Here is a 19,962-nt window from a genome sequence, read left to right on the forward strand (position 1 = left end):
CAGTCTCATGAGGTCGGGACCGTCAATCAATCCGCAGAGAACCATCAAAAACCCCTCATTGATCTCCTCGATCTTGATCTCCTCGATCTGATCTCCTCGATCACGGGACGCAGCGAAGGAACCCATGGGACATCCGTATACGATCCGCGAGATCGCCCGGCAGGCCGGCCTGAGCGAGGCGACGGTCGACCGGGTCCTCAACCATCGGGGCGGCGTGCGCGAGAGCACGGCGCGGGAGGTGCAGCAGGCCATCAAGGACCTGGACCGGCAGCGCACCCAGGTCCGCATCGGCGGCCGCACCTTCATGATCGACATCGTGATGCAGACCCCGGAGCGGTTCTCCTCGGCGGTACGCGACGCCCTGGAGGCCGAACTGCCGTCCCTGCACCCGGCGATCGTCCGCTCACGGTTCCACTTCCGTGAGACGGACCCCGCGGCGGAGCTGGTGAAGGACCTCGACAGGATCGCCGCGCGCGGTTCTCAGGGAGTGATCCTCAAGGCCCCGGAGGTCCCCGAGGTCACCGCCGCGGTCGGCCGGCTGGTGGCGGCCGGCATCCCGGTGGTCACGCTGGTGACGGATCTGCCCAGCAGCCCGCGGCTGGCGTACGTCGGCATCGACAACCGGGCCGCCGGAGCCACCGCCGCCTACCTGATACGCCAGTGGCTCGCCGACCGTCCGGGCCATGTGCTCGTCACGATCAGCCGGGGGTCCTTCCGCAACGAGGAGGAGCGCGAGATGGGTTTCCGCAGCGGGATGCGCGGCGGCGGGCCCCTGCGCCGACTGGTCGAGGTCACGGACAGCGACGGGCTGGACTCCACTCAGCGGGCCCTGGTCCTGGCGGCTCTGGAGCGGGATCCGGAGATCAACGCCGTCTACTCCATCGGCGGTGGCAACACCGCGACCATCGACGCCTTCGCGGCGCTCGGCCGGGGCGTGCTGGCCTTCGTCGCGCACGACCTGGACCACGACAACACCCGGCTGCTGGCGGAGGGGAAGCTGTCCGCGGTGCTTCACCACGACCTGCGCCAGGACATGCGGCGCGCCTGCCAGACCATCATGCGGGCCCAGCAGGCGCTGCCGGACGAGGGTCCGTTCCTGCCGTCGGTGATCCAGGTGGTGACGCCGTACAACATGCCGCCGTACAACGTGCCGACGGTGTGAGCACCCCGTACCCGCGGGTAGGGGACGGATCCCCTACCCGCGGGATACAGGCGGACGTCTACGCGGTCGGGCCCAACGGCTGTCCCGCGGGGCCGCTCTCCCGCGCGTGCGCCGCGCCGCCGATGTCCGTGCCCGCCCAGGACAGCGCCGTCCAGCCTTCCTCGGGGGAGCCCTCCAGGATCACGATGTCGGTGTTGTCGAGCCGGTGGTCGGCCGCGAAGGACATGTCGACGTTGTGCGCCCGAGCCGCCGTCCACACCCGGATCGCGGCGCCGTGGCTGACCATGGCGACGCTGCCCGCGCCGGTCGCCGCGGCCTCCGCGACCACCGCGTCGAACCGGCCCAGCGCCTCGGTGCCGTTCTCGCCGCCCGGCATCCGCAGCCCGGTGTCCCCTGCCACCCAGGCGAACGCCGTCGTGAAGTACGTCCTGGCCGCCGCGGTGTCGCCGCGCATCATCTCCAGGTCCCCGGCCTCCAGCTCACGGATGCCGTCGCGTACGACCATCTCGAGGCCGCGGGCGCCCGCCAATGGGGCGGCCGTCAGCTGGGTGCGGGTCAGTGTGGAGACGTACAGCAGGTCGATGTCCACGTCCGCGAGTGTCTGGGGCAGTGCGGCGGCCTGCTTCTCGCCGAGGTCGGTCAGACCCGGGCCGGGGACGGCGGTGTCCAGGAGGAAGGCCACGTTGGACGGGGTCTGGCCATGGCGGATGAGGATCAGGCGCATACGGTCACCTTCTCAGACGGCGCTACGACGGACGCGACGGCCCGGGCGGGCGGTGCAGCCCTGCGGGGCAGAGTCGGCCCGCAGGGCAGAGCCGCCCTGCAGGACGGAGCCGCCTTGAAGGGCAGGCCCGCCCTGCAGGACGCAGCCGCCTCGAAGGGCAGAGCTGCCCCGTAGGACGGAGTAGCCCCGCAGGACGGAGCCGCCTCGCAGGGAAGAGCCACCCCGCAGGACGGACCCGCCCCGCAGGGCAGACCCGCCCCGTGCCCCGGCCGCCCGCCCCGTGCCTCAGCCGCCGATCGTGAACCAGGTCGCCCGGGACTTCTTCCACTCGGGGTGGGTGAGGTCCTTGGCCTCCGTGCCGTCGCCGTACAGGTCGGCGGAGCCGTCGTCGGTGATCAGCTGGGCGCGGGCGCCCGGAACGGTGAGGTCCGGGACGTCGACGACCGACTCCCAGCCGCCCGGGTCCGACGTGGGCAGGTCGAGCCGCTTGACCGGGGCGTGCGCCGGGTCGCCGTCCCAGGAGTAGAGGGCGTACGGGTCGGAGTTGTCGTCGGCGGCCCAGGAGCCCGCGACGATCAGGTACTGGTTCGCGGCGTTCTTGCGCAGGTCGCGCACGGAGAGGCCGCCGAGGTCCAGCTCGATCGGCGTCCCGAAGACGGCCGTGGCACCGCTGCCGACCACCTTGTCGATGTTCGTGACGGGTACGAGGAGCGCCTTGCCGTCGGCGACCGCCGGGGCGAGCGGCGCGCGGAAGCCGAGGTACGCCGTCGTCGTCGACCCCGGCGCGAACTCCAGCCCCTCCACGTTGAACCCGTCGATCTGCTTGGGGACCTGCCCGTCGGCGGTGCCCGCCGCGAAGCCGTAGCGGTCGCCGTGGGCCTCGTCCCAGGCGACGAGGTCGTCGCGGAGCTTGCCGTACGAGCCGCCGTACGACAGCACGGTGGCCGCGCCCGAACCGCTGACCTTGGTGGTGAAGACGGTGTTGCGGGCGGACTTGTACTCGCCGTCCTTGTTGTTGCCCAGCGAGCCCGTCCAGTAGATCGTGTCGCCGACGCGCGCGGCGCCCTCGATGTCGATCTCCTTCGAGACACCGAGGTTCGAGCTGAAGTCCCAGGTCTTCACGGGCGCGCCCGAGGCCGAACGGTCGTACAGGCGCAGGGTGTTGGACTCGTCGTCCGCCACCACCGCATAGCCGCCCCCGACGTCCACGGCGGCGGAGGCGTCGCTGGAACCCGTGAAGTACCTGCTGTCCGCGGCCTGTTGGACGGCGGCCGACGCGGCGTAGTGCAGGGTTTTGGTGGCGGTCTGGCCGTCCACGCCGGTGACCTTCACGGTCAGGTCGGTGTAGCCCCGGCCGCGCGCGGCGACGGCGACCTGGCGGGTGGCGCCGGTGCCGGTGACCGTGACGTCGGCGGTGGTCGCCACGGAGGTCTTGCTGCTCTTGGTCACCGTGACCGTCAGGGCTCCGGCGTCCGCGCCGCTCTGTGCGACCGTCACCTTCACGACCGGATCCCCGCTCGCCCCCACCGCGCCGGACAGATAGGCCGCCGACAGCGACAGCGTCGGAGTCCCGAAACTCGCCGCTCGGGCCTGGCTTCCCAGCCCCATGGCGGCGAGCGCGAGCACCCCACTGGCAACGGCGAGCGTCCTGCGGCCACGGGGGAGAAGGTAGTCCTGCACGGGGACCCTTTCGTCGGCGTGATGTCGACGAGAAGGCTCGGCCGTCCCCACCAACTGCCGACGGCCCGCACACGTCCACGGGGTGAACAAGTGAGGGCGCGGCTCACGGAGTTGGATCAGTCCCGAGCGACCGCTCCGTGACGCCCGCCAGATGGGCCATGAAGACCTCCCGCGCGTCCGGCGTCAGCGTGCGCAGGGCGACCAGGGCCGTGATGACGACGTCGCAGAGCTCGGACCGTACGTCGTCCCAGGTGTGGTCGGCCCCCTTGCGCGGGTTCTGGCCGGTCGCGCCGATCACCGCCTCGGCGACCTCGCCGACCTCCTCCGACAGTTTCAGGATGCGCAGCAGCAGGCCCTCCCGGCCGCCGTGCGTGCGGTGGGCGTCCAGCCAGGAGTGCAGGTGGTCGATGGATTCCCAGACGTCGTCGTCAGCCATGGGGCAAGCTTCCCGCACCGTCGGCCGTGCGCCCCGGTCCACGCGTGCCTCCGCGCATGCGCCTACTCTTCGAACAGGGCCTCCTGTTTGCCCTCGGCCGCCTCGCGCACCCTCTTGTTCCGGGCGCCGACCACGGCCAGCGTGGCCGCCGCCGTCACGCCGAGCGCGAGGGGGACCATCCAACAGCGGTTCACGGTGTGGCCGAGCGCGTGGTCCAGCGAGAGGCGGCCGGGGCCCGCCACCGCGAGGCCCGCCGCCGTCAGGGCCAGCGACGCCGCGTACTCGTAGCCGCCGTTCATCGCGAAGAACCCGTTGGGCAGATGCACCGCGGCCGCGCCCACCATTCCCCCGGCCGCCGCCGCACCCGCCGCGGGGGTCGCGAGGCCCAGCGCCAGCAGGGTGCCCCCGCCGGCCTCGGCCAGCCCCGCCGCCACCGCGCTCGCCTTGCCGGGCGTGTAGCCCATGGCCTCCATGGCGGTCCCGGTCCCTTCCAGGCCGCCCCCGCCGAACCAGCCGAACAGCTTTTGCGTCCCGTGCGCGGCCAGCACTCCGCCCGTGCCCAGACGGAGCAACAGCAGTCCCAGATCACTTCGGTCGTAACAGGTCACGGTGGCTCCCAGAGCAGACGGACGGCGGCAACGGTCAACGGTTCCTCCCGTGTCTCCACCGTCGCACCGATGACGTGTGACCGACGTGTTCGGGGTGTCGTTCGGGTGGCGGGCGCCCGGGACCGGTGTGAGGGTGACTCCCATGACGATTCAGGTAGCGAAACTCAGCGACCCGGCCGTCCGGGCCTTCGTCACCGCTGTGAACGCCCATGACCGTGACGCCTTCCAGGCCGTCCTCGCACCCGGCGCGACCATGTCCGACGACGGTGCCGACCGGGACCTCGCCGACTGGACCGATCGGGAGATCTTCTCCTCCCGCGGCCACATGGAGGTCGACAACGAGTCGAACGGCGGCCGTGCCCTCATCGCCCGCTACAACAACGACACTTGGGGCGAGATGAAGACGAGGTGGAGCTTCATCGTCGACGACGGCGGCAGGATCACCCGCTTCGAGACCGGCCAGGCGTAACCTGTCGGCCTCTACCAGCTGCACCTCTCGGGCGCGACGCGCGAAGGCCGCTCACCGCCGCGCAGCCGGCCGAGGCCGACCGCGTGCTGGGACGGTGAGCGGCCCCGGGACGCGTCTACTGCTGGACGTACTGCTGGGACAGGGGGCGCCGGCCCCCCTGCTCGGTCAGTGTGATCTGCCCGGCCTTGATGGTCGCCAGGCGCGGCGCCCGGCGGGCGATCGACGAGTCGTGGGTGACCATGATGAAGGTCAGCCCGTACTCGTGCCACAGCCCTTCCAGCAGGCCCATGATGTCGTCGCGGGTGCCCTCGTCGAGGTTGCCGGTCGGCTCGTCCGCGAGGAGTACCTTCGGCTTCTTGACCAGCGCGCGGGCGATGGCGACACGCTGCTGCTGACCGCCCGACAGCTCGGACGGCGCATGCGTCAGCCGCTCGCCGAGACCGACCGAACGCAGCGCCTCGGCGGCCCGCTCGCGCCGTTCCGCGGGCTTCACCCCGAGCGGTACGAGCGCGGTCTCGACGTTCTCCTGCGCGGTCAGCGTCGGGATGAGGTTGAACGACTGGAAGATGATGCCGATCTTCTCGGCACGCAGCCGGGTCAGCTTGGCCTCGCTGATGGAGGCGAGGTCGACGCCGTCCAGCTCGACACTGCCGGCGGAGGGACGGTCCAGGCCGCCGATCATCTGGAGCAGGGTGGACTTGCCGCCGCCCGTGGGGCCCTGGATGACGAGCTGGTCGCCGTCCTCGATGGTGAGGTCGATGCCACGCAGCGCCTCCACCGTGTCCTTGCCCCGCGTGTAGCGCTTGGTGACGCCGGTGAGCTTGTACATGAGGTTCTCCGAAGGTGAAGCAGGCGTTGAAGTGGGAGAGGGGAGAAGAAGGGGTGGGGCGCGAACGGGATCGCCCGCGGGGGACTAGGAGACGCTGCGCAGCGCGTCCGCCGGACGCATCCGCGAGGCGCGCCAGCCGCCCATCGCACCGGCGATCAGACCGCCCGCGATGGCCAGGCCCGCGGCGAGCGCGATGGTGGTCACCGAGACCGGCGCGGAGAGCGCGATCTCCATGGTGTTCTTGACCGCCTGCTGCCCGGGGCCGCCGCCGCCGGGGCCGCCGCCCATGCCGCCACCGCCGCCACCACCGGTGTTGCCGAGCTCCGCGGTCAGCTTCGGGCTGATCGCCGTCACCGCGTACGCCGCGCCGAGGCCGATGGCGATGCCGAGCGCGCCGCCGATCAGACCGTTCACGATGGACTCGCCGACGACCTGCCGGGTGACCTTGCGGGAGGGCCAGCCGAGCGCCTTGAGGGTGCCGAACTCACGCACCCGGCGGGACACGGCGGAGGAGGTCAGCAGCGCCGCCACCAGGAACGCGGCCACGAGCACCGCGATGGACAGCCACTTGCCGACGCTGGTCGCCAGGTTCGAGGCGGTCGACAGGGAGCCGGAGACGGTGGAGGCGAGGTCGGCGGAGGTGGTGACCGTCGTACCCGAGATGTTCTTCTGGATGGTCGTCTTGACCGTGGTGATCTGCTTGGAGTCGGTCGCCTTGACGTAGATCGTGGTGACCTTGTTCTTCGCGTCGCCCAGCGTCTGCGCCTGCTTCAGCGGCAGGTAGACGTCGGTCGTCGACTCACTGCTGTCCGGCGTCGCGATCCCGATGACCGTGTACTTGGTGCCGGAGATCTTGAAGGTCTTGCCGACCGTGTACTTGTTCTCCTTGGCGTACGACTTGCTGACCACCGCGACCTTCGCGTCGGTCTGCGTCGCCGTGAAGGTCTTGCCCGAGGTGATCTTCGAGGTGGCGAGCGGGCCGAGGTCCTGGTTGGTGACGTCGACGCCCGCGACCGAGTACGAGTTCACGTCGAAGGAGGCGCCGCCGCCCTGCACCTGGGGCGCTCCCGTGCTGCCGCCGCCCTGGCCGCCGCCGGGGCCGCCCTGCTGGGAGGAGCCGCCGGACGTCGAGGACTTCGCGGTGCCCTGGGTGAAGGAACCGTCGACCTTGGTGACGTTCAGGCTCAGCGCGCCCACCGCGCTCGCCACGCCCTTCTGCGCGGAGACCTTGGTGACCAGGGAGGAGGCCAGGGACTGTCCGCCCTGCGTCATCACGCGGTCCGAGCTCTGCTTGGTGGAGCTGCTCGACTTGGCGTTGAAGTCGAACTTCGGTCTGCCGGACGAGTTGCTCGAAGGCGCCGCCTGGGCCTTGGTCACCGTCATGTCGGTGCCGAGCCCGTACAGCGACTTCAGGACCTTGTCCTGCGCCTGCTGCATGCCGGCCGACACCGAGTTGACGGTGATGACCAGCGCGATACCGAGCGCCAGACCCATGGCGATCACCAGGGCCGCCTTCTTGCGCCGGCTCAGCTCACGCTTGAGATAGATGCCAAACATCCCGTTCCCCAAAGGTTCTTGGCGCCCGCTGTGGGCGCGGCCACAAGCTATGGAGAAACCTTTGAGCGGGGCTGAGTAAGAGATGTGTGAGAGCTGAGAAAGTAGGGCCCGGAATCAATATTCCGTAAGACAGCTGATTCCTAAGGTCCGGAGGGGCTATTGCCAGGAAACCCCTGTTGGGTGGGGTGCTGAGGGCAGGAGTCGGCCGGACGTAGGGGCAGGGGTGTTCCCTCGCCCTGCCTTTGGGTGCGCTGTGGCCCTTCTTTGGGACCCCGGCGCGTGGCGACTTCGAGACCCCGGCGTACGGACGTGCGAACTTCTTTTGTACGGTCCCGGGATGCGCGATTCCTCTCCCGTCCCCCCGCGTGCCGCTCAGCTGTCCCGCCGTGCCGCCCTCGGCCTCGCCGCGGCGGTCCCGCTGGCCGCGGCCTCTCCGGCGTCGGCCGCCACGCCCGTGATCGGCGGTGAGCGGCTCGCCCGCGCCGGCGTCCAGGTAGGCGCCGCCGCGGGGCTGCCCAAGCGGCTCACCGCACGCTCCTGGCTCGTCGCCGACCACCAGAGCGGCGAGGTGCTCGCCTCATACCACGCGCACACGCACCTGGCGCCCGCCTCCACGCTGAAGATGCTCTTCGCGGACACCGTGCTGAAGAACTTCGAGCGGACCGAGCGGCACCGGGTGACCGACGCCGACCTCGCGGACATCCCCGCGGGCTCCAGCATGGTCGGCGTCAAGCCCGGCATCACCTACACCGTCGAGCAGTTGTGGCTCGGCGTCTTCCTGCGCTCCGGCAACGACGCGGTGCACGTCCTCAGCCACATGAACGGCGGCCTCGCCAGGACGGTCGCCCAGATGCAGGCCAAGGCCCAGGACCTGCAGGCCCTGGACACCCATGTGGTCAGCCCCGACGGCTTCGACCACAAGGGGCAGGTGTCGTCCGCGTACGACCTGACGCTCTTCGCCCGCCACGGCCTCGCCGACGCCGACTTCCGCGCCTACTGCCACACGAAGACCGCGAACTTCCCGGCCGGCGGCAAGAAGACCTTCCAGATCCAGAACACCGACCGCCTGCTGACGGGCGCGTGGGGTGTGCCGACGTACGACGGACTCATCGGCGTGAAGAACGGCTACACCAGCAACGCCGGCAACACCTTCACCGGCGCAGCGACCCGCGGCGGGCGGACCCTCCTCGTCACCGTGATGCACCCCAAGAGCGGCGGCAGCGGCGTCTACGAGGAGACGGCCGCGCTGCTCGACTGGGGGTTCAAGGAGGGCGCCAAGGCCCGGTCCGTGGGCACCCTCGTCGATCCGCTCAGCGAGGGCGGCGCCTCCGCGGCCCCCACCCGGAAGGCGGCCAGGGCGGCGGCCGGAGCGCCCGCGGCGGCCGCGGACGGCGGCGGCTCGTCGTCGTGGGGGCTGGTCGGCGGGGCCGGGGGAGCGGTCGCGCTGCTCGCGGGCGGGGCGTACGCGTGGCGCAGGCGGCGGCGTGTGGCCGGGGACGAGGCCCCGGACGGACGCCAGGAACGTCATGACGGTCAGGATCGTCGTGACGGTCGGGATCGTCGTGACGGTCGGGATCGTCGTGACGGTCAGGAACGTCAGGAGCGTCACCAGGGCTGACCGCGGTCGCCGCTGGGGGTCGGCCGTTATTGGGACAGCCGTTCCGAGGCCCGGAGCTCACCTCACGGTCCCACGCGAGGTCCACCCCCACCCGGGCCGCGGAACGGCTGCCACCACCCCCCTCGGTGTGGACCGTGGTCGTACCGAAGTCCTCCACTCCAAGTGTGAAGCTCTGGTGGAGAAGCCACGAGCATAAGCCCGCCACCGGCCCGAACGGTACGGAGATTCAGCTTCCGTTTGTGTAGGTTGAGCCGTTGACGAGCCGTCGACGAGCTGTCCGGGGCCCGTCAGCCACGCCCGACATACGGCATCGCGGTGGCCAGTACCGTCGCGAACTGCACATTCGCCTCCAGCGGCAGCTCCGCCATGTGCCGCACCGTGCGTGCCACGTCCGCCACGTCCATCACCGGCTCGACCGCCGTCTCCCCGTTCGCCTGCAACGCTCCCGTCTGCATGCGCTCGGTCATGTCGGTCGCCGCGTTGCCGATGTCGATCTGACCGCAGGCGATCCGGTACGGACGCCCGTCCAGGGACAGCGATTTGGTCAGCCCCGTCAGCGCGTGCTTGGTCGCCGTGTACGCCACCGACAGCGGGCGGGGCGTGTGCGCCGAGATCGAGCCGTTGTTGATGATCCGGCCGCCCTGCGGGTCCTGCTCCTTCATCTGCCGGTACGCGGCCTGCGCGCACAGGAACGCGCCGTTGAGGTTCGTGTTCACGACGTGCTGCCATGCCTCGTACGGCAGTTCCTCGACCGGGACACCGCCGGGCCCGAACGTCCCCGCGTTGTTGAAGAGCAGGTCCAGCCGCCCGAAGCGCTCGCGCGCGGCGTCGAACAGGGCCGCCACGTCGTCGGGGCGCGAGACGTCGGTGCGTACGACGAGGGAGGGCGCCTCGGGGACGAGGGCGGCCGTCTCCTCCAGCGTCTCCGGCTTGCGTCCGGCGAGCGCCACCGACCAGCCGGTGCGCAGCAGTTCGACGGCCACCGCACGGCCGATGCCGGAGCCCGCGCCGGTCACCACCGCGATCTTCGCCTGCGAGGCGGGCAGGGCGTTCGAGTCGTTGAGGGCATTCATGGGCCCGCAGCGTAATCGGGAGGGGCTGCCGTGCGGTGTCGGCGTCCTGGTCGGACCGTTCTGGTCGAATCGTCCTGGGCGGACCGTCTTGGGCGGACCGTTCTGGTCGGCCCCTCCTAGTCGGTCTCTCCGGGGTAGCGGACGCCGATCTGGGCGCGGATCGTGTCGAGCGTCCGCATCACGGCGAGGCTGCCGTCCAGGGGGACGAGCCGTGACTCCTTCTCGCCGGCCCGCAGGGCGCGCATCACCTCGGCGGCCTCGTGCTTGAGGCTGGTGCGCGGGCCGTGCGCCGGGTCGGCCGTGAACTCCTCGGGGTCGCGGCCGTCGCGGTGCAGCACGAGCCGGTCCGGGAAGAAGAAACCGCCCGGGACGTCGATGCGGCCCTCGGAACCGGTGACGGAAGCGGAGACGGGGGTGCCGCCGTTGACGGAGCAGTGCACCGAAGCGAGAGCGCCGCTCTCCCAGGTGAGCAGTGCTCCGGTCTGGAGATCGACGCCCTCGTCGGAGAGCACCGCTCTCGCGGTGATGCCCGAGGGCTCCCCGAGCAACAACTGAGCGAACGACACCGGATAGACGCCGAGATCGAGCAGCGCGCCACCGCCCTGCGCGGGGTCCCGCAGCCGGTGCGACGGCGGGAACGGGCCATTGATCCCGAAGTCGGCCTGAATCGTGCGGACTTCACCGATCACACCGTCGTCGACGAGACCCTTGAGCCGCCGGACCAGCGGATTGCAGTACATCCACATGGCCTCCATCAGGAAGCGGTCGTGCTCCTTGGCGAGCGCGACGAGTTCCTCCGCCTCGCGCACGTTCAGCGTGAACGCCTTCTCGCACAGCACATGGCGTCCCGCCTCCAGACACATCCCGGCGGCGACCCGGTGCGCCGAGTGCGGAGTGGCGACGTACACGACGTCGACGTCCTCGTCCGCCGCGAGCGAGGCCCAGTCCCCGTAGGCCCTCGGAATCCCGAACCGCTCGGCGAACGCCTTCGCCGAGGCGTCCGTCCGCGAGGCCACGGCCACGACCTCGGCGTCCGGCATGTCCACCAGATCCGCCGTGAAGGCCGCCGCGATCCCGCCGGTCGCCAGAATCCCCCACCGCACCCGCTCGCCCACGCCCGTCATTCCCGGCCCTTCGCTCTGCCACTCGCTCTGCCACGTGAAGTTCTGTGACCCCGAACACTCCGTTCGAACTGAGAGCATAGGTGGCGGATTACTCGAAGAGGGAGGGGCTCATGCCCGAGCGCGGGCACACCAGGCGGGACCCGAAGGGCACGGAGGCCCCGGAGGGGCACATACCGAACACGGCGGTGGCCGACGCACCCGCGGTGGCCGACGCACCGGCGGCGCCCCAGGCGCCGGACCCCGGTGCACTCCGCCGCACCGGACTGCTCGTCACCCTGATCCTCGGCGGACTCACCGCCACGCCCCCGCTGTCGATGGACATGTACCTCCCGGCCCTGCCGGAGGTCACCCGCGCACTGCACGCCCCCGCCGCCACCGTCCAGCTCACGCTGACCGCCTGCCTCGCCGGGATGGCGCTCGGCCAGCTCGTCGTCGGACCGATGAGCGACAAATGGGGCCGCAGACGCCCGCTCCTCGTCGGCCTCGTCGTCTACGTCCTCGCCACCGCCCTGTGCGCCCTCGCCCCGAACGTCGAACTCCTCGTCGCCTTCCGCCTCGCCCAGGGCCTCGCGGGTGCGGCCGGCATCGTGATCGCGCGAGCCGTCGTACGCGACCTGTACGACGGCATGGCGATGGCCCGCTTCTTCTCCACCCTCATGCTGATCTCCGGCGTCGCCCCCGTCGTCGCGCCCCTCATCGGCGGCCAGATCCTGCGCGCCACCGACTGGCGGGGCGTGTTCGTCCTCCTCACGGCGGTCGGCATCGCACTCACCGCGCTCGTCTGGCGGAAGCTCCCCGAGACCCTCGAGCCCGCGCAGCGCCACGGCGGCGGCGTCGGTGAGGCGCTGCGCGCCATGCGCGGACTGCTCGCCGACCGCGTCTTCACCGGCTACACGCTGGCGGGCGGGTTCGCCTTCGCGGCACTGTTCGCATACATCAGCGCCTCTCCTTTCGTGATCCAGGAGATCTACGGCGCCTCCCCGCAGACCTTCAGCCTGCTCTTCGGGATCAACTCCGTCGGCCTGGTGATCGTCGGCCAGATCAACGGCAAGATCCTCGTCGGCAGGGTCAGCCTCGACAAGGTCCTCGCGGTCGGCCTCGCCCTCATCGCCCTCGCCGCGACGGCGCTGCTCCTGCTGTCCACGGGCGTCTTCGGCAAGGCAGGACTCGTCCCGGTGGCCGCGGCCCTCTTCGTCCTCATGTCCGCCATGGGCCTCGCCATGCCCAACACCCAGGCGCTGGCCCTGATGCGGGTACGGCACGCGGCCGGTTCCGCGTCCGCGCTGCTCGGTACCTCCTCCTTCCTCATCGGCGCGATCGCCTCCCCGCTCGTCGGCATCGCCGGGGAACACACCGCGGTCCCGATGGCCGTCGTCCAACTGGCGGCGGTACTGGTGGCGATCGTCTTCTTCGTGGGACTGTGCCGTCCCTGGCAGACGGGACACACTGCGGACGGAAAGGCGGCGGGCAGCTGAGCGCACCGAGACTGCGCGTGGACACCCCGGAACGGGCCGGACTCGACCCGACGGAACTGCGCCACCTCGTACGGGACGTCCGCACGCTCACCCGTGGGCCGCGCCCCTGGACGGCGGGCCTCGTGCTGGTCGCGGGCCGCGGCCCGGTCATCGCCGTCGAGGAGGCGGCGGGCTGGGCTGTGCGCTACTCCTCGTACGACGAGAAGACCGACACCGGGGTCGAACTGCCGCCCGGGGACCGGCGGCCGATGACCGTCGACACCCCCTTCGACCTGGCCTCCCTCACCAAGCTGTTCACGGCGGTCGCCGCGGTGCAGCAGCTGGAGCGGGGCACGCTGGGGATCGACGCGCGGGTGGGGGCGTATCTGCCGGAGTTCCGCGCGGCCTCCGCCCACGACATCACCGTACGACAGCTGCTCATGCACACCTCCGGGCTGCGCCCCGAACTCCCGCTGTGCGACTGCCCGGACGACGCGGCGCGCCTCGCCCTGCTGCGGGCCGAGGCCCCTTCGTCGCCGCCGGGCGAGTACGTCTACTCCGACCTGAACCCGCTCCTCCTCCAGCACGTCCTGGAACGCGTCACCGGCCGCACGCTCGACGTCCTCGTCCGCGACGGGATCACCCGGCCGCTCGGGATGACCGCCACGTCCTTCGGGCCGTGCGCGGGGGCGGCGGCGACCGAGGACCAGCGGCGGCCGTGGGGCAAGGCGGACCGGGGGATGCTGCGGGGGGTCGTGCACGACGAGAACGCCTGGGCGCTCGGTGGGGTGGCCGGGCATGCGGGCCTCTTCTCCACGGCCCACGACCTGGCGATCTTCTGCAGGACCCTCCTCGCGGGCGGCTCCTACGGCCCCGCCCGCATCCTCGGCCCCGACCTCGTCGAGCTGATGCTCACCCCGCCGGGCCTCGGCTTCGCCGTCGACCAGCCCTGGTTCATGGGTGCGCTGGCCGGGCGGGGCGCCGCGGGGCACACCGGTTTCACCGGTACGTCCCTCGTACTGGACCCCGCGACGGACACGTTCCTGGTGCTCCTCGCGAACACGGTGCATCCCCGCCGACGCGCGCCGGACAGCGCGCCCCGGGCGGAGGCGGGGACGCGGCTGGCGCGGGCGGTACGGGGAGCGTGAGCGGGGGTTCTGTTCACTGCGGGTGCGTCGTGGCTGGGCGGTAGTTGTTTGGCTGCGGGCCGGTGGGGGCTGGTCGCGCAGTTCCCCGCGCCCCTCAGAAGCGCTGGCGCGCATCTTTCAGCCCGTCCGGCGTTTGAGGACGAGGCCGTTCAGGCCGATCGGGGGTTTGGGGGCGGAGCCCCCAAGTGAGGATGGGACGGGTAGGGGCGGCGGGGGCGGGAGACCCGTTGCGGCGACCGTAGAATCGGCGGGTGAACGTCCCCGTACATCCCGCCGAGACCCTGCGTACCGCCCTCGCCGGACTCCTCGACGGCCTCCCGCCGAAGGCGGCCACACAGGCGGTCGACCGGCTGATCGCGAACTACCGGGGAACGACCCCCACCCACACCCCGGTCCTCCGCGACCGCTCGGACGTGGTCGCGTACGCCGCCTACCGCATGCCGGCGACATTCGAGGCAGTGCGATCGGCGCTGGAGGCGTTCGCGGACACGGTCCCGGAGTGGACGCCGGCGAGCCACGTGGACGTCGGCGGCGGCACGGGCGCCGCGACCTGGGCGGTGAACGCGACCTGGGCGGGCGCCCGCCCCGTGACCGTGCTCGACTGGGCCGAGCCCGCCCTCGCGCTGGGTCGCGAGATCGCCGCGGCGAACCCGGAACTGAAGTCCGCCGAATGGCACCGCTCTCGTATCGGATCGGCGCTCACCATCGAGAGCACTGATCTCGTCACCGTCTCCTACGTCCTCGGCGAGCTCACCGACGCCGACCGCGCCTCCGTCGTGACCGCCGCCGCGACCGCCGCCCAGGCCGTCGTGATCATCGAGCCCGGTACGCCCGACGGCTACACGCGCGTCATCGAGGCGCGGGACCGTCTGATCACCGCCGGGTTCCACGTCGCCGCCCCCTGCCCGCACAGCGCGGCCTGCCCGATCGTCCCCGGCGAGGACTGGTGCCACTTCTCCGCCCGGGTCGCGCGTTCCTCCCTGCACCGTCAGGTCAAGGGCGGCTCCCTGCCCTACGAGGACGAGAAGTTCAGCTACGTCGCCGCCACCCGCTTCCCGCCGGCCCCGGCCCCCTCCCGCGTCGTACGCAAGCCGCAGATCCGCAAGGGCCAGGTACTCCTGGACCTGTGCGGCCCCGACGAGGCCCTGCACCGCGAGACGGTGACCAAGCGTCACGGGCCGCTGTACCGGGCGGCCCGCGACGCGGACTGGGGCGACGCCTGGCCACCGCCGCCCACGGAGGACTAGCAGCCGGAGCTCAGCACCTCAGCACCTCGGCTCCTCAGCACCTCAGCTCCTCGGCTCCTCGGCTCCTCCGCTCCTCCGCTCCTCAACACCTCAGCTCCTGTGTGCAGCACTTCACGCTGCCGCCGCCCTTGAGGAGCTCGCTCAGGTCGATGCCGACGGGCTCGAAGCCGCGTTCCCGCAGCGGACCGAGGAGCCCCGTCGCTGCCTGCGGCAGCAGCACGTGCAGGCCGTCCGAGACCGCGTTGAGGCCGAACGCGGCGGCATCCTCGGCACCGGCGACCAGCGCGTCGGGGAACAGTCGCCGCAGCACCTCCCGGCTGCCGGGGGAGAAGGCGGGCGGGTAGTACATGACCTCGTCCGTCGTGTCGTCGAGGACGGCGAGGGCGGTGTCGAGGTGGTAGTAGCGGGGGTCGACCAGGTCGAGCCCGATCACCGGTCGCGCGAAGAACTCCTGGGCCTCGCCGTGCGAGAGGGGGCTCGCGCGAAAGCCACGGCCGGCGAGTACGTAGGAGGCGGTGACCGCGAAGTCGCCCTCGCCCTCGTTGACGTGGACCGGCTCGTGGACGTGCGGGAAGCCGTGCGCGCGGAACCACTCCAGGTGGGCCGCCGCCTCCGGTTCGCGCTCGCGGTGCGCGAAGCGGGCGCCCAGTACCCGGCCGTCGACGACCGTCGCCCCGTTCGCGGCGAAGACCATGTCCGGCAGGCCGGGGCGCGGGGTGAGTTCCTCGACCGTGTGGCCGAGCGCGAGGTAACGGCTGCGCAGGTCCTCCCACTGGGCGACGGCGAGCGGCACGTCGACCGGCTTGGCGGGGTTCATCCACGGGTTGATGGCGTAGGTGACGTCGAAGTGTGCGGGTGGGCACATCAGATAGCGCCGGGGTGTGGCGCGGCGGGGAGGCTGCAAGGAGGGCTCCTCACGTACCGCAGGGGCAGGTGATGCCCATGGTGCGGTCCGCGGGGCCCGTCGGCCCCCTGGCGAACGGGTGGACTTCGCGGGGCCACGACGGTTCTCGCCCCCGCCGCCCCTACCCGTCCCGTCCGTACCTGGGGGCTGCACCCCCAGACCCCCGGGTGGGTTCGTCGGCTGCGGGCCGGTGGGGGCCGATCGCGCAGTTCCCCGCGCCCCTGGGGGGCCGGGGCTGCGCCCCAGGCCCCCCATCGGCCTGACGGCCTCGTCTTCAGACGCCGGACGGGCTGAAAGATGCGCACCGGCGCTCTTGAGGGGCGCGGGGAACTGCGCGCCCAGCCCCCACCGGCCCGCAGCCGGTCACGAGACGCCCCGTCTTGTCATCCTGTTAGATTCGCCCCATGGCCCACACGCCCCGCCCCGCCGCCAAACCCACCCCCGCCAAACCCACCCCTGCCAAACCCACCCCCGACTCCACCCGCCGCAGCGAGAAGTCCCGTCGGGCGATCTTCGACGCCGCCCTCGCCCTCGTCGGCGAGGTCGGCTACCCCAAGACCACGGTCGAGGGCATCGCCGCCCGCGCGGGCGTCGGCAAGCAGACGATCTACCGGTGGTGGCCCTCGAAGGCCGCGGTGCTGCTGGACGCCTTCATGGACCTCGGCGAGCGGACCGCTCGTGAGGCGGGCCACGAGTCGTATGACATCCCCGACACCGGCGATCTCGCGGCCGACCTCAAGCAGGTCCTGCGCGCCACCGTCGACGAACTGCTGGACCCCAGGTTCGAGATCCCCGCCCGCGCCCTGGCCGCCGAAGGCCTCGTCAACGAACCGCTCGGCGCCGAGTTCGTGGCGGGGCTCCTCGAACCCCAGCTCCAGCTCTACGTGAAGCGGCTGCGGTCCGCCCAGGACAAGGGCGACCTGCGCCCGGACATCGACCCCCGCATCGCCCTGGAACTCTTCGTCTCCCCGCTCGCGCAGCGCTGGCTCCAGCACACCGGTCCCATCTCGTACGCGTATACGGACACCCTCGTCGACTACGCGCTGTACGGCCTCGCTCCACGGGGATGAATCATGCCAAAGCGCCCCGGATGGGGGGCTCTGTCCATTCGGGGCGCAGGAGGGTGGGACCATAGAGGTTGTCGAAGGCGTTCGTCGGCACGATTGGTTGAGAACGTGAACGCGAATGACGTGAACGCGATGAACGTGAACGTGATGGACGTGGACGCCGCGACACGACCGCTGTCGGCACAACTGCTTGGCTAGGGGATTGATGAGCGCAGAGTTCGGCCGCCGCTCCGGTGCGCAGGGCAGGATCTCCCAGTGGCTGCGTGGTCGCCGTCCGAAGGGTGCGACAGAGATCGCTGCCGACGGCGGCCGTGAGGCCCTGCTGATCGCCGCTGCCGCCGCGGGGCTGCCGCTCGCGCAGGCCGCGTACCCCTCCGGCTACCGCTGTTCCTGTGACCGCGTCGGCTGTCCCACCCCCGCGCGCCACCCCGTCTCCTTCGCCTGGCAGACCCAGTCCACGACCGACCGCGCCCAGATCGAGCGGTGGGTCCGGCATCAGCCGCAGGCCAACTTCATCACCGCGACCGGCATGGTGCACGACGTCCTCGACGTGCCCGTGGACGCGGGCCGCAAGGCGCTGGAGCGGCTGCTCGCCTCAGGTGTGGAGGTGGGGCCCGTCGCGCAGAGCGGTGACGGCCGCATGTTCTTCTTCACACTCACCCGCGGTACGCCCGAGGACGAGGACGAGTGGTGGCCGTGCGAGCTGGACTCGCACCCCGAGACGACGGACGAGCACCCCGGTCTGCGCTGGCACTGCCGAGGCTCGTACGTCCTCGTGCCGCCGGCCCAGCTCCCCGGTGGTCTGACGGTCGACTGGGTACGGGGCCCGGAACACCCCCTCCCCGACCCCCTGAGCCTGCTCGAGGCCCTGACGGACGCCTGCGCCCGTTACGTGGGCGAGAACGAGTCGGACGACCAGCTGGCAGCCTGGCCCCACCGCAACTAGTCCACCGAACCTGGCCATCGCGACTGGCCCACCGGAACCGGCCTCACCGGAACCGGCCGAGCCTCCCCGGCTACCCGCCCTTCGCCCCCGTCAGCCCCTCGATCCGCCCCAGTACCGCCACCTGTCGCTTCTGCGCGCTCTTCCCGGGGTCCAGGACCGCCTGGTTGGAGACGAACTCCAGGGTCAGGGACTGTTTGATGTCACCGGTGGTCAGGGCCTTGACGTCCGCGCTGGGGGCCGGGATCTCGGTGCCCTGCGCGGCGGTCTGCTTCTCGAAGCGGCGGGTGGTGAAGAAGACCAGCGCGCCGCCGTCCGCGGTGCGCAGCCCCACCGGGGCGTAGTCGCCGGAGGTCAGCGGCTCGTCGATGTACTGCCGGGCGAGACCGGGCTTGGCGGCGTTCTTGGCGCGCTGGGTCCGCCACTGCGAGGTGTGCAGGCCCGGCGCGAAGGTGTCGCCGCCGCTCTGCAGATACGTGGTGTACGACTGGCTCAGCCTGTTCGGCTCGACGGCGAGAGCCGTGTCGTCCCCGGTGACGGGCTGCGCCCAACCGTCCTTGTCCTGCTGGAACTTCGGTACGTCGGCGGCGGCGAGGACGGTCAGATACGAGGCCTGCCACACGTCGTTCGCGCTGCCCCGGGTGAAGACGAGCAGCCAACGGTAGCCCGCCACACCCTTGTTGGCCGCGGCGTCGGCCACGAACCAGCGCGGCCAACCCGCCTTCGCCGGTATCGAGAACTTCGCGTCGGTCAGCGACAGCGGCGAATAGGACGGGTTGCCGCCCGGATTGTTCTTCTGCCCGGCCGTCAGCTTCGCCCCGTCGATGGCGCCCAGGGCGCCGGTGACGCGGTCCGCGTCCAGGGAGCTGTCGTTCGCCTTGTCCGCCTTGTTGTAGGCGGCGGTGAAGTCCTTGAGCGCACGGGCGGCCTCGGTCCGGGTTGCCGTCGGTACGACCTCCCGCTCCCCGTGCACCACCACGCAGCCGCTCGCCGTCAAGGACAGAACGGTCACCGCCCCCGTTGTCAGGGCGAACCGGTTGAGACTACGAAGCCTTCGTGGGCTGCGACCCGCGCGATCCCTGCTCATCAGGTACCTTCACCTTCCCCTTCCCGGAGGCGAACCCTACCGGGGCGAGGAAGATCGCGAGTGTCGGGACCAGGTACAGCGCCCACACCGTGACCTGAAGGACCGTCGGGTCGGGCTGGAAGTTCAACACGCCCTTGAGGAGCGTGCCGTACCAGCTGTCCGGCGGGATCGTGCCACTGATGTCGAAGGCGAGATTCCGCAGCCCCGGGATCCAGTCGGCCTCCTGCAGGTCGTGGACGCCGTACGCGAGCACACCCGCCGCGACCACCACCAGCATGCCGCCGGTCCAGGTGAAGAACTTCGCGAGGTTGATCTTCAGGGCGCCCCGGTAGAAGAGCCAGCCGAGGAGGACCGCGGTGGCCAGGCCCAGGGCGACACCGATCAGCGGGCGCGGGGTGCCGTCGCTCGCCGCGTGCACCGACGCCCACACGAACAGCGCCGTCTCCAGGCCCTCCCGGCCGACGGCCAGGAACGCGGTCGCGACCAGCGCGCCCGTGCCCATCGCCAGCGCCGCGTCCAGCCTGCCGTGCAGTTCGGACTTCAGATGCCGGGCGGTGCGCCGCATCCAGAAGACCATCCACGTCACCAGGCCGACCGCGACGATCGACAGCGAACCGCCGAGCGCCTCCTGCGCCTCGAACGTCAGCTCCTGGGAGCCGAACTCGAGCGCGCAGCCGAAGCCGAGCGCGAGCGCGATCGCGACGCCGATGCCCATCCAGATGGGCTTCAGGGCGTCCTTGCGGTCGGTCTTCACCAGGTAGGCGATGAGGATGCAGACGACGAGACTGGCTTCCAGCCCCTCGCGCAGGCCGATCAGATAGTTGCCGAACAC

Annotated in this window: 19 protein-coding genes; 8 read left to right on the top strand and 11 right to left on the bottom strand. The window is 71.3% G+C overall.

What is annotated here, in order from left to right:
- The first annotated feature begins 124 nt into the window (after window positions 1-124).
- Window positions 125-1,162 (top strand): LacI family DNA-binding transcriptional regulator, encoded by a 1,038-nt coding sequence (locus AQJ27_RS06690; RefSeq protein ID WP_067363236.1) that lies wholly within the window; start codon window positions 125-127, stop codon window positions 1,160-1,162.
- Between the two features lie 58 nt (window positions 1,163-1,220).
- On the opposite strand, the gene AQJ27_RS06695 is transcribed toward AQJ27_RS06690, so the two are convergent.
- The 4 genes from AQJ27_RS06695 to AQJ27_RS06710 form a co-directional block, all read right to left on the bottom strand.
- Window positions 1,221-1,886: a histidine phosphatase family protein gene (locus AQJ27_RS06695; protein WP_067363238.1), complete on the bottom strand. Its 666-nt coding sequence runs from the start codon at window positions 1,884-1,886 to the stop codon at window positions 1,221-1,223.
- A 285-nt stretch (window positions 1,887-2,171) separates the two neighbouring features.
- On the bottom strand, window positions 2,172-3,494 hold the full coding sequence (locus AQJ27_RS06700; protein WP_235613485.1) for a hypothetical protein: 1,323 nt from the start codon (window positions 3,492-3,494) through the stop codon (window positions 2,172-2,174).
- Between the two features lie 175 nt (window positions 3,495-3,669).
- Complete coding sequence (locus tag AQJ27_RS06705) at window positions 3,670-4,002, bottom strand: MazG-like family protein (protein ID WP_067363244.1); 333 nt, start codon at window positions 4,000-4,002, stop codon at window positions 3,670-3,672.
- Between the two features lie 62 nt (window positions 4,003-4,064).
- Window positions 4,065-4,610, bottom strand: a complete 546-nt coding sequence (locus AQJ27_RS06710; protein ID WP_067363247.1) for a DoxX family protein — start codon at window positions 4,608-4,610, stop codon at window positions 4,065-4,067.
- 142 nt (window positions 4,611-4,752) lie between these two features.
- Between AQJ27_RS06710 and AQJ27_RS06715 the strand changes: the two genes are divergently transcribed.
- Window positions 4,753-5,079 carry a hypothetical protein gene (locus AQJ27_RS06715; RefSeq protein WP_067364708.1) on the top strand — a complete coding sequence of 109 codons (327 nt, stop codon included), beginning with the start codon at window positions 4,753-4,755 and terminating at the stop codon, window positions 5,077-5,079.
- Between the two features lie 115 nt (window positions 5,080-5,194).
- Here the strand turns inward: AQJ27_RS06715 and AQJ27_RS06720 are convergent, their stop codons facing one another.
- Window positions 5,195-5,908 (bottom strand): ABC transporter ATP-binding protein, encoded by a 714-nt coding sequence (locus tag AQJ27_RS06720; protein ID WP_054230873.1) that lies wholly within the window; start codon window positions 5,906-5,908, stop codon window positions 5,195-5,197.
- Between the two features lie 84 nt (window positions 5,909-5,992).
- On the bottom strand, window positions 5,993-7,465 hold the full coding sequence (locus AQJ27_RS06725) for an ABC transporter permease (protein WP_067363249.1): 1,473 nt from the start codon (window positions 7,463-7,465) through the stop codon (window positions 5,993-5,995).
- Between the two features lie 337 nt (window positions 7,466-7,802).
- On the opposite strand from AQJ27_RS06725, the gene AQJ27_RS06730 reads away from it, so the two are divergent.
- Window positions 7,803-9,083, top strand: coding sequence for a D-alanyl-D-alanine carboxypeptidase family protein (locus AQJ27_RS06730; protein ID WP_079064839.1), 1,281 nt, complete (start codon window positions 7,803-7,805; stop codon window positions 9,081-9,083).
- Between the two features lie 287 nt (window positions 9,084-9,370).
- Here AQJ27_RS06730 and AQJ27_RS06735 read toward each other — a convergent pair whose 3' ends face one another.
- Together AQJ27_RS06735 and AQJ27_RS06740 are read right to left on the bottom strand one after the other, a co-directional pair.
- The gene (locus AQJ27_RS06735) at window positions 9,371-10,156 is read right to left on the bottom strand and encodes an SDR family oxidoreductase (RefSeq protein ID WP_067363252.1); all 786 of its coding nucleotides are present in this window, start codon (window positions 10,154-10,156) and stop codon (window positions 9,371-9,373) included.
- A gap of 116 nt (window positions 10,157-10,272) precedes the next feature.
- Window positions 10,273-11,280, bottom strand: coding sequence for a Gfo/Idh/MocA family protein (locus AQJ27_RS06740; protein ID WP_067363255.1), 1,008 nt, complete (start codon window positions 11,278-11,280; stop codon window positions 10,273-10,275).
- Between the two features lie 110 nt (window positions 11,281-11,390).
- On the opposite strand from AQJ27_RS06740, the gene AQJ27_RS06745 reads away from it, so the two are divergent.
- From AQJ27_RS06745 to AQJ27_RS06755, 3 genes are all read left to right on the top strand, one after another.
- Entirely contained in the window at window positions 11,391-12,755 is a 1,365-nt protein-coding gene (locus tag AQJ27_RS06745) for a multidrug effflux MFS transporter (RefSeq protein ID WP_067363258.1), read from the top strand.
- Window positions 12,756-12,772: 17 nt separating this feature from the next.
- Entirely contained in the window at window positions 12,773-13,882 is a 1,110-nt protein-coding gene (locus AQJ27_RS06750; RefSeq protein WP_235613451.1) for a serine hydrolase domain-containing protein, read from the top strand.
- 251 nt (window positions 13,883-14,133) lie between these two features.
- Window positions 14,134-15,129 (top strand): small ribosomal subunit Rsm22 family protein, encoded by a 996-nt coding sequence (locus AQJ27_RS06755; RefSeq protein WP_067363264.1) that lies wholly within the window; start codon window positions 14,134-14,136, stop codon window positions 15,127-15,129.
- Between the two features lie 82 nt (window positions 15,130-15,211).
- On the opposite strand, the gene ddaH is transcribed toward AQJ27_RS06755, so the two are convergent.
- Window positions 15,212-16,033, bottom strand: a complete 822-nt coding sequence (gene ddaH, locus AQJ27_RS06760; RefSeq protein ID WP_341866063.1) for a dimethylargininase — start codon at window positions 16,031-16,033, stop codon at window positions 15,212-15,214.
- Window positions 16,034-16,437: 404 nt separating this feature from the next.
- Here ddaH and AQJ27_RS06765 point away from each other — a divergent pair, with 404 nt between their 5' ends.
- The gene (locus AQJ27_RS06765; protein ID WP_067363266.1) at window positions 16,438-17,103 is read left to right on the top strand and encodes a TetR/AcrR family transcriptional regulator; all 666 of its coding nucleotides are present in this window, start codon (window positions 16,438-16,440) and stop codon (window positions 17,101-17,103) included.
- Between the two features lie 202 nt (window positions 17,104-17,305).
- Window positions 17,306-18,046: a bifunctional DNA primase/polymerase gene (locus AQJ27_RS06770; protein WP_067363269.1), complete on the top strand. Its 741-nt coding sequence runs from the start codon at window positions 17,306-17,308 to the stop codon at window positions 18,044-18,046.
- Window positions 18,047-18,116: 70 nt separating this feature from the next.
- Here the strand turns inward: AQJ27_RS06770 and AQJ27_RS06775 are convergent, their stop codons facing one another.
- Both AQJ27_RS06775 and efeU read right to left on the bottom strand, forming a co-directional pair.
- Window positions 18,117-19,130: an SCO2278 family lipoprotein gene (locus tag AQJ27_RS06775; RefSeq protein WP_067363272.1), complete on the bottom strand. Its 1,014-nt coding sequence runs from the start codon at window positions 19,128-19,130 to the stop codon at window positions 18,117-18,119.
- Window positions 19,087-19,962, bottom strand: a complete 876-nt coding sequence (gene efeU / locus AQJ27_RS06780; protein ID WP_067363275.1) for an iron uptake transporter permease EfeU — start codon at window positions 19,960-19,962, stop codon at window positions 19,087-19,089. The genes AQJ27_RS06775 and efeU overlap by 44 nt, the downstream gene beginning before the upstream one ends.

The sequence above is a fragment of the Streptomyces olivochromogenes genome (assembly GCF_001514115.1).
GTDB classification, from domain to species: domain Bacteria; phylum Actinomycetota; class Actinomycetes; order Streptomycetales; family Streptomycetaceae; genus Streptomyces; species Streptomyces olivochromogenes.

Coding starts and splice junctions, on each gene's coding strand:
- AQJ27_RS06740 (WP_067363255.1), bottom strand. CDS start 11,280: ATGACGGGCGTGGGCGAGCGGGTGCGGTGGGGGATTCTGGCGACCGGC.
- AQJ27_RS06715 (WP_067364708.1), top strand. CDS start 4,753: ATGACGATTCAGGTAGCGAAACTCAGCGACCCGGCCGTCCGGGCCTTC.
- AQJ27_RS06745 (WP_067363258.1), top strand. CDS start 11,391: ATGCCCGAGCGCGGGCACACCAGGCGGGACCCGAAGGGCACGGAGGCC.
- AQJ27_RS06765 (WP_067363266.1), top strand. CDS start 16,438: ATGGCCCACACGCCCCGCCCCGCCGCCAAACCCACCCCCGCCAAACCC.
- AQJ27_RS06720 (WP_054230873.1), bottom strand. CDS start 5,908: ATGTACAAGCTCACCGGCGTCACCAAGCGCTACACGCGGGGCAAGGAC.
- AQJ27_RS06705 (WP_067363244.1), bottom strand. CDS start 4,002: ATGGCTGACGACGACGTCTGGGAATCCATCGACCACCTGCACTCCTGG.
- AQJ27_RS06770 (WP_067363269.1), top strand. CDS start 17,306: ATGAGCGCAGAGTTCGGCCGCCGCTCCGGTGCGCAGGGCAGGATCTCC.
- AQJ27_RS06735 (WP_067363252.1), bottom strand. CDS start 10,156: ATGAATGCCCTCAACGACTCGAACGCCCTGCCCGCCTCGCAGGCGAAG.
- AQJ27_RS06725 (WP_067363249.1), bottom strand. CDS start 7,465: ATGTTTGGCATCTATCTCAAGCGTGAGCTGAGCCGGCGCAAGAAGGCG.
- AQJ27_RS06690 (WP_067363236.1), top strand. CDS start 125: ATGGGACATCCGTATACGATCCGCGAGATCGCCCGGCAGGCCGGCCTG.
- AQJ27_RS06695 (WP_067363238.1), bottom strand. CDS start 1,886: ATGCGCCTGATCCTCATCCGCCATGGCCAGACCCCGTCCAACGTGGCC.
- AQJ27_RS06775 (WP_067363272.1), bottom strand. CDS start 19,130: ATGAGCAGGGATCGCGCGGGTCGCAGCCCACGAAGGCTTCGTAGTCTC.
- AQJ27_RS06730 (WP_079064839.1), top strand. CDS start 7,803: ATGCGCGATTCCTCTCCCGTCCCCCCGCGTGCCGCTCAGCTGTCCCGC.
- AQJ27_RS06700 (WP_235613485.1), bottom strand. CDS start 3,494: ATGGGGCTGGGAAGCCAGGCCCGAGCGGCGAGTTTCGGGACTCCGACG.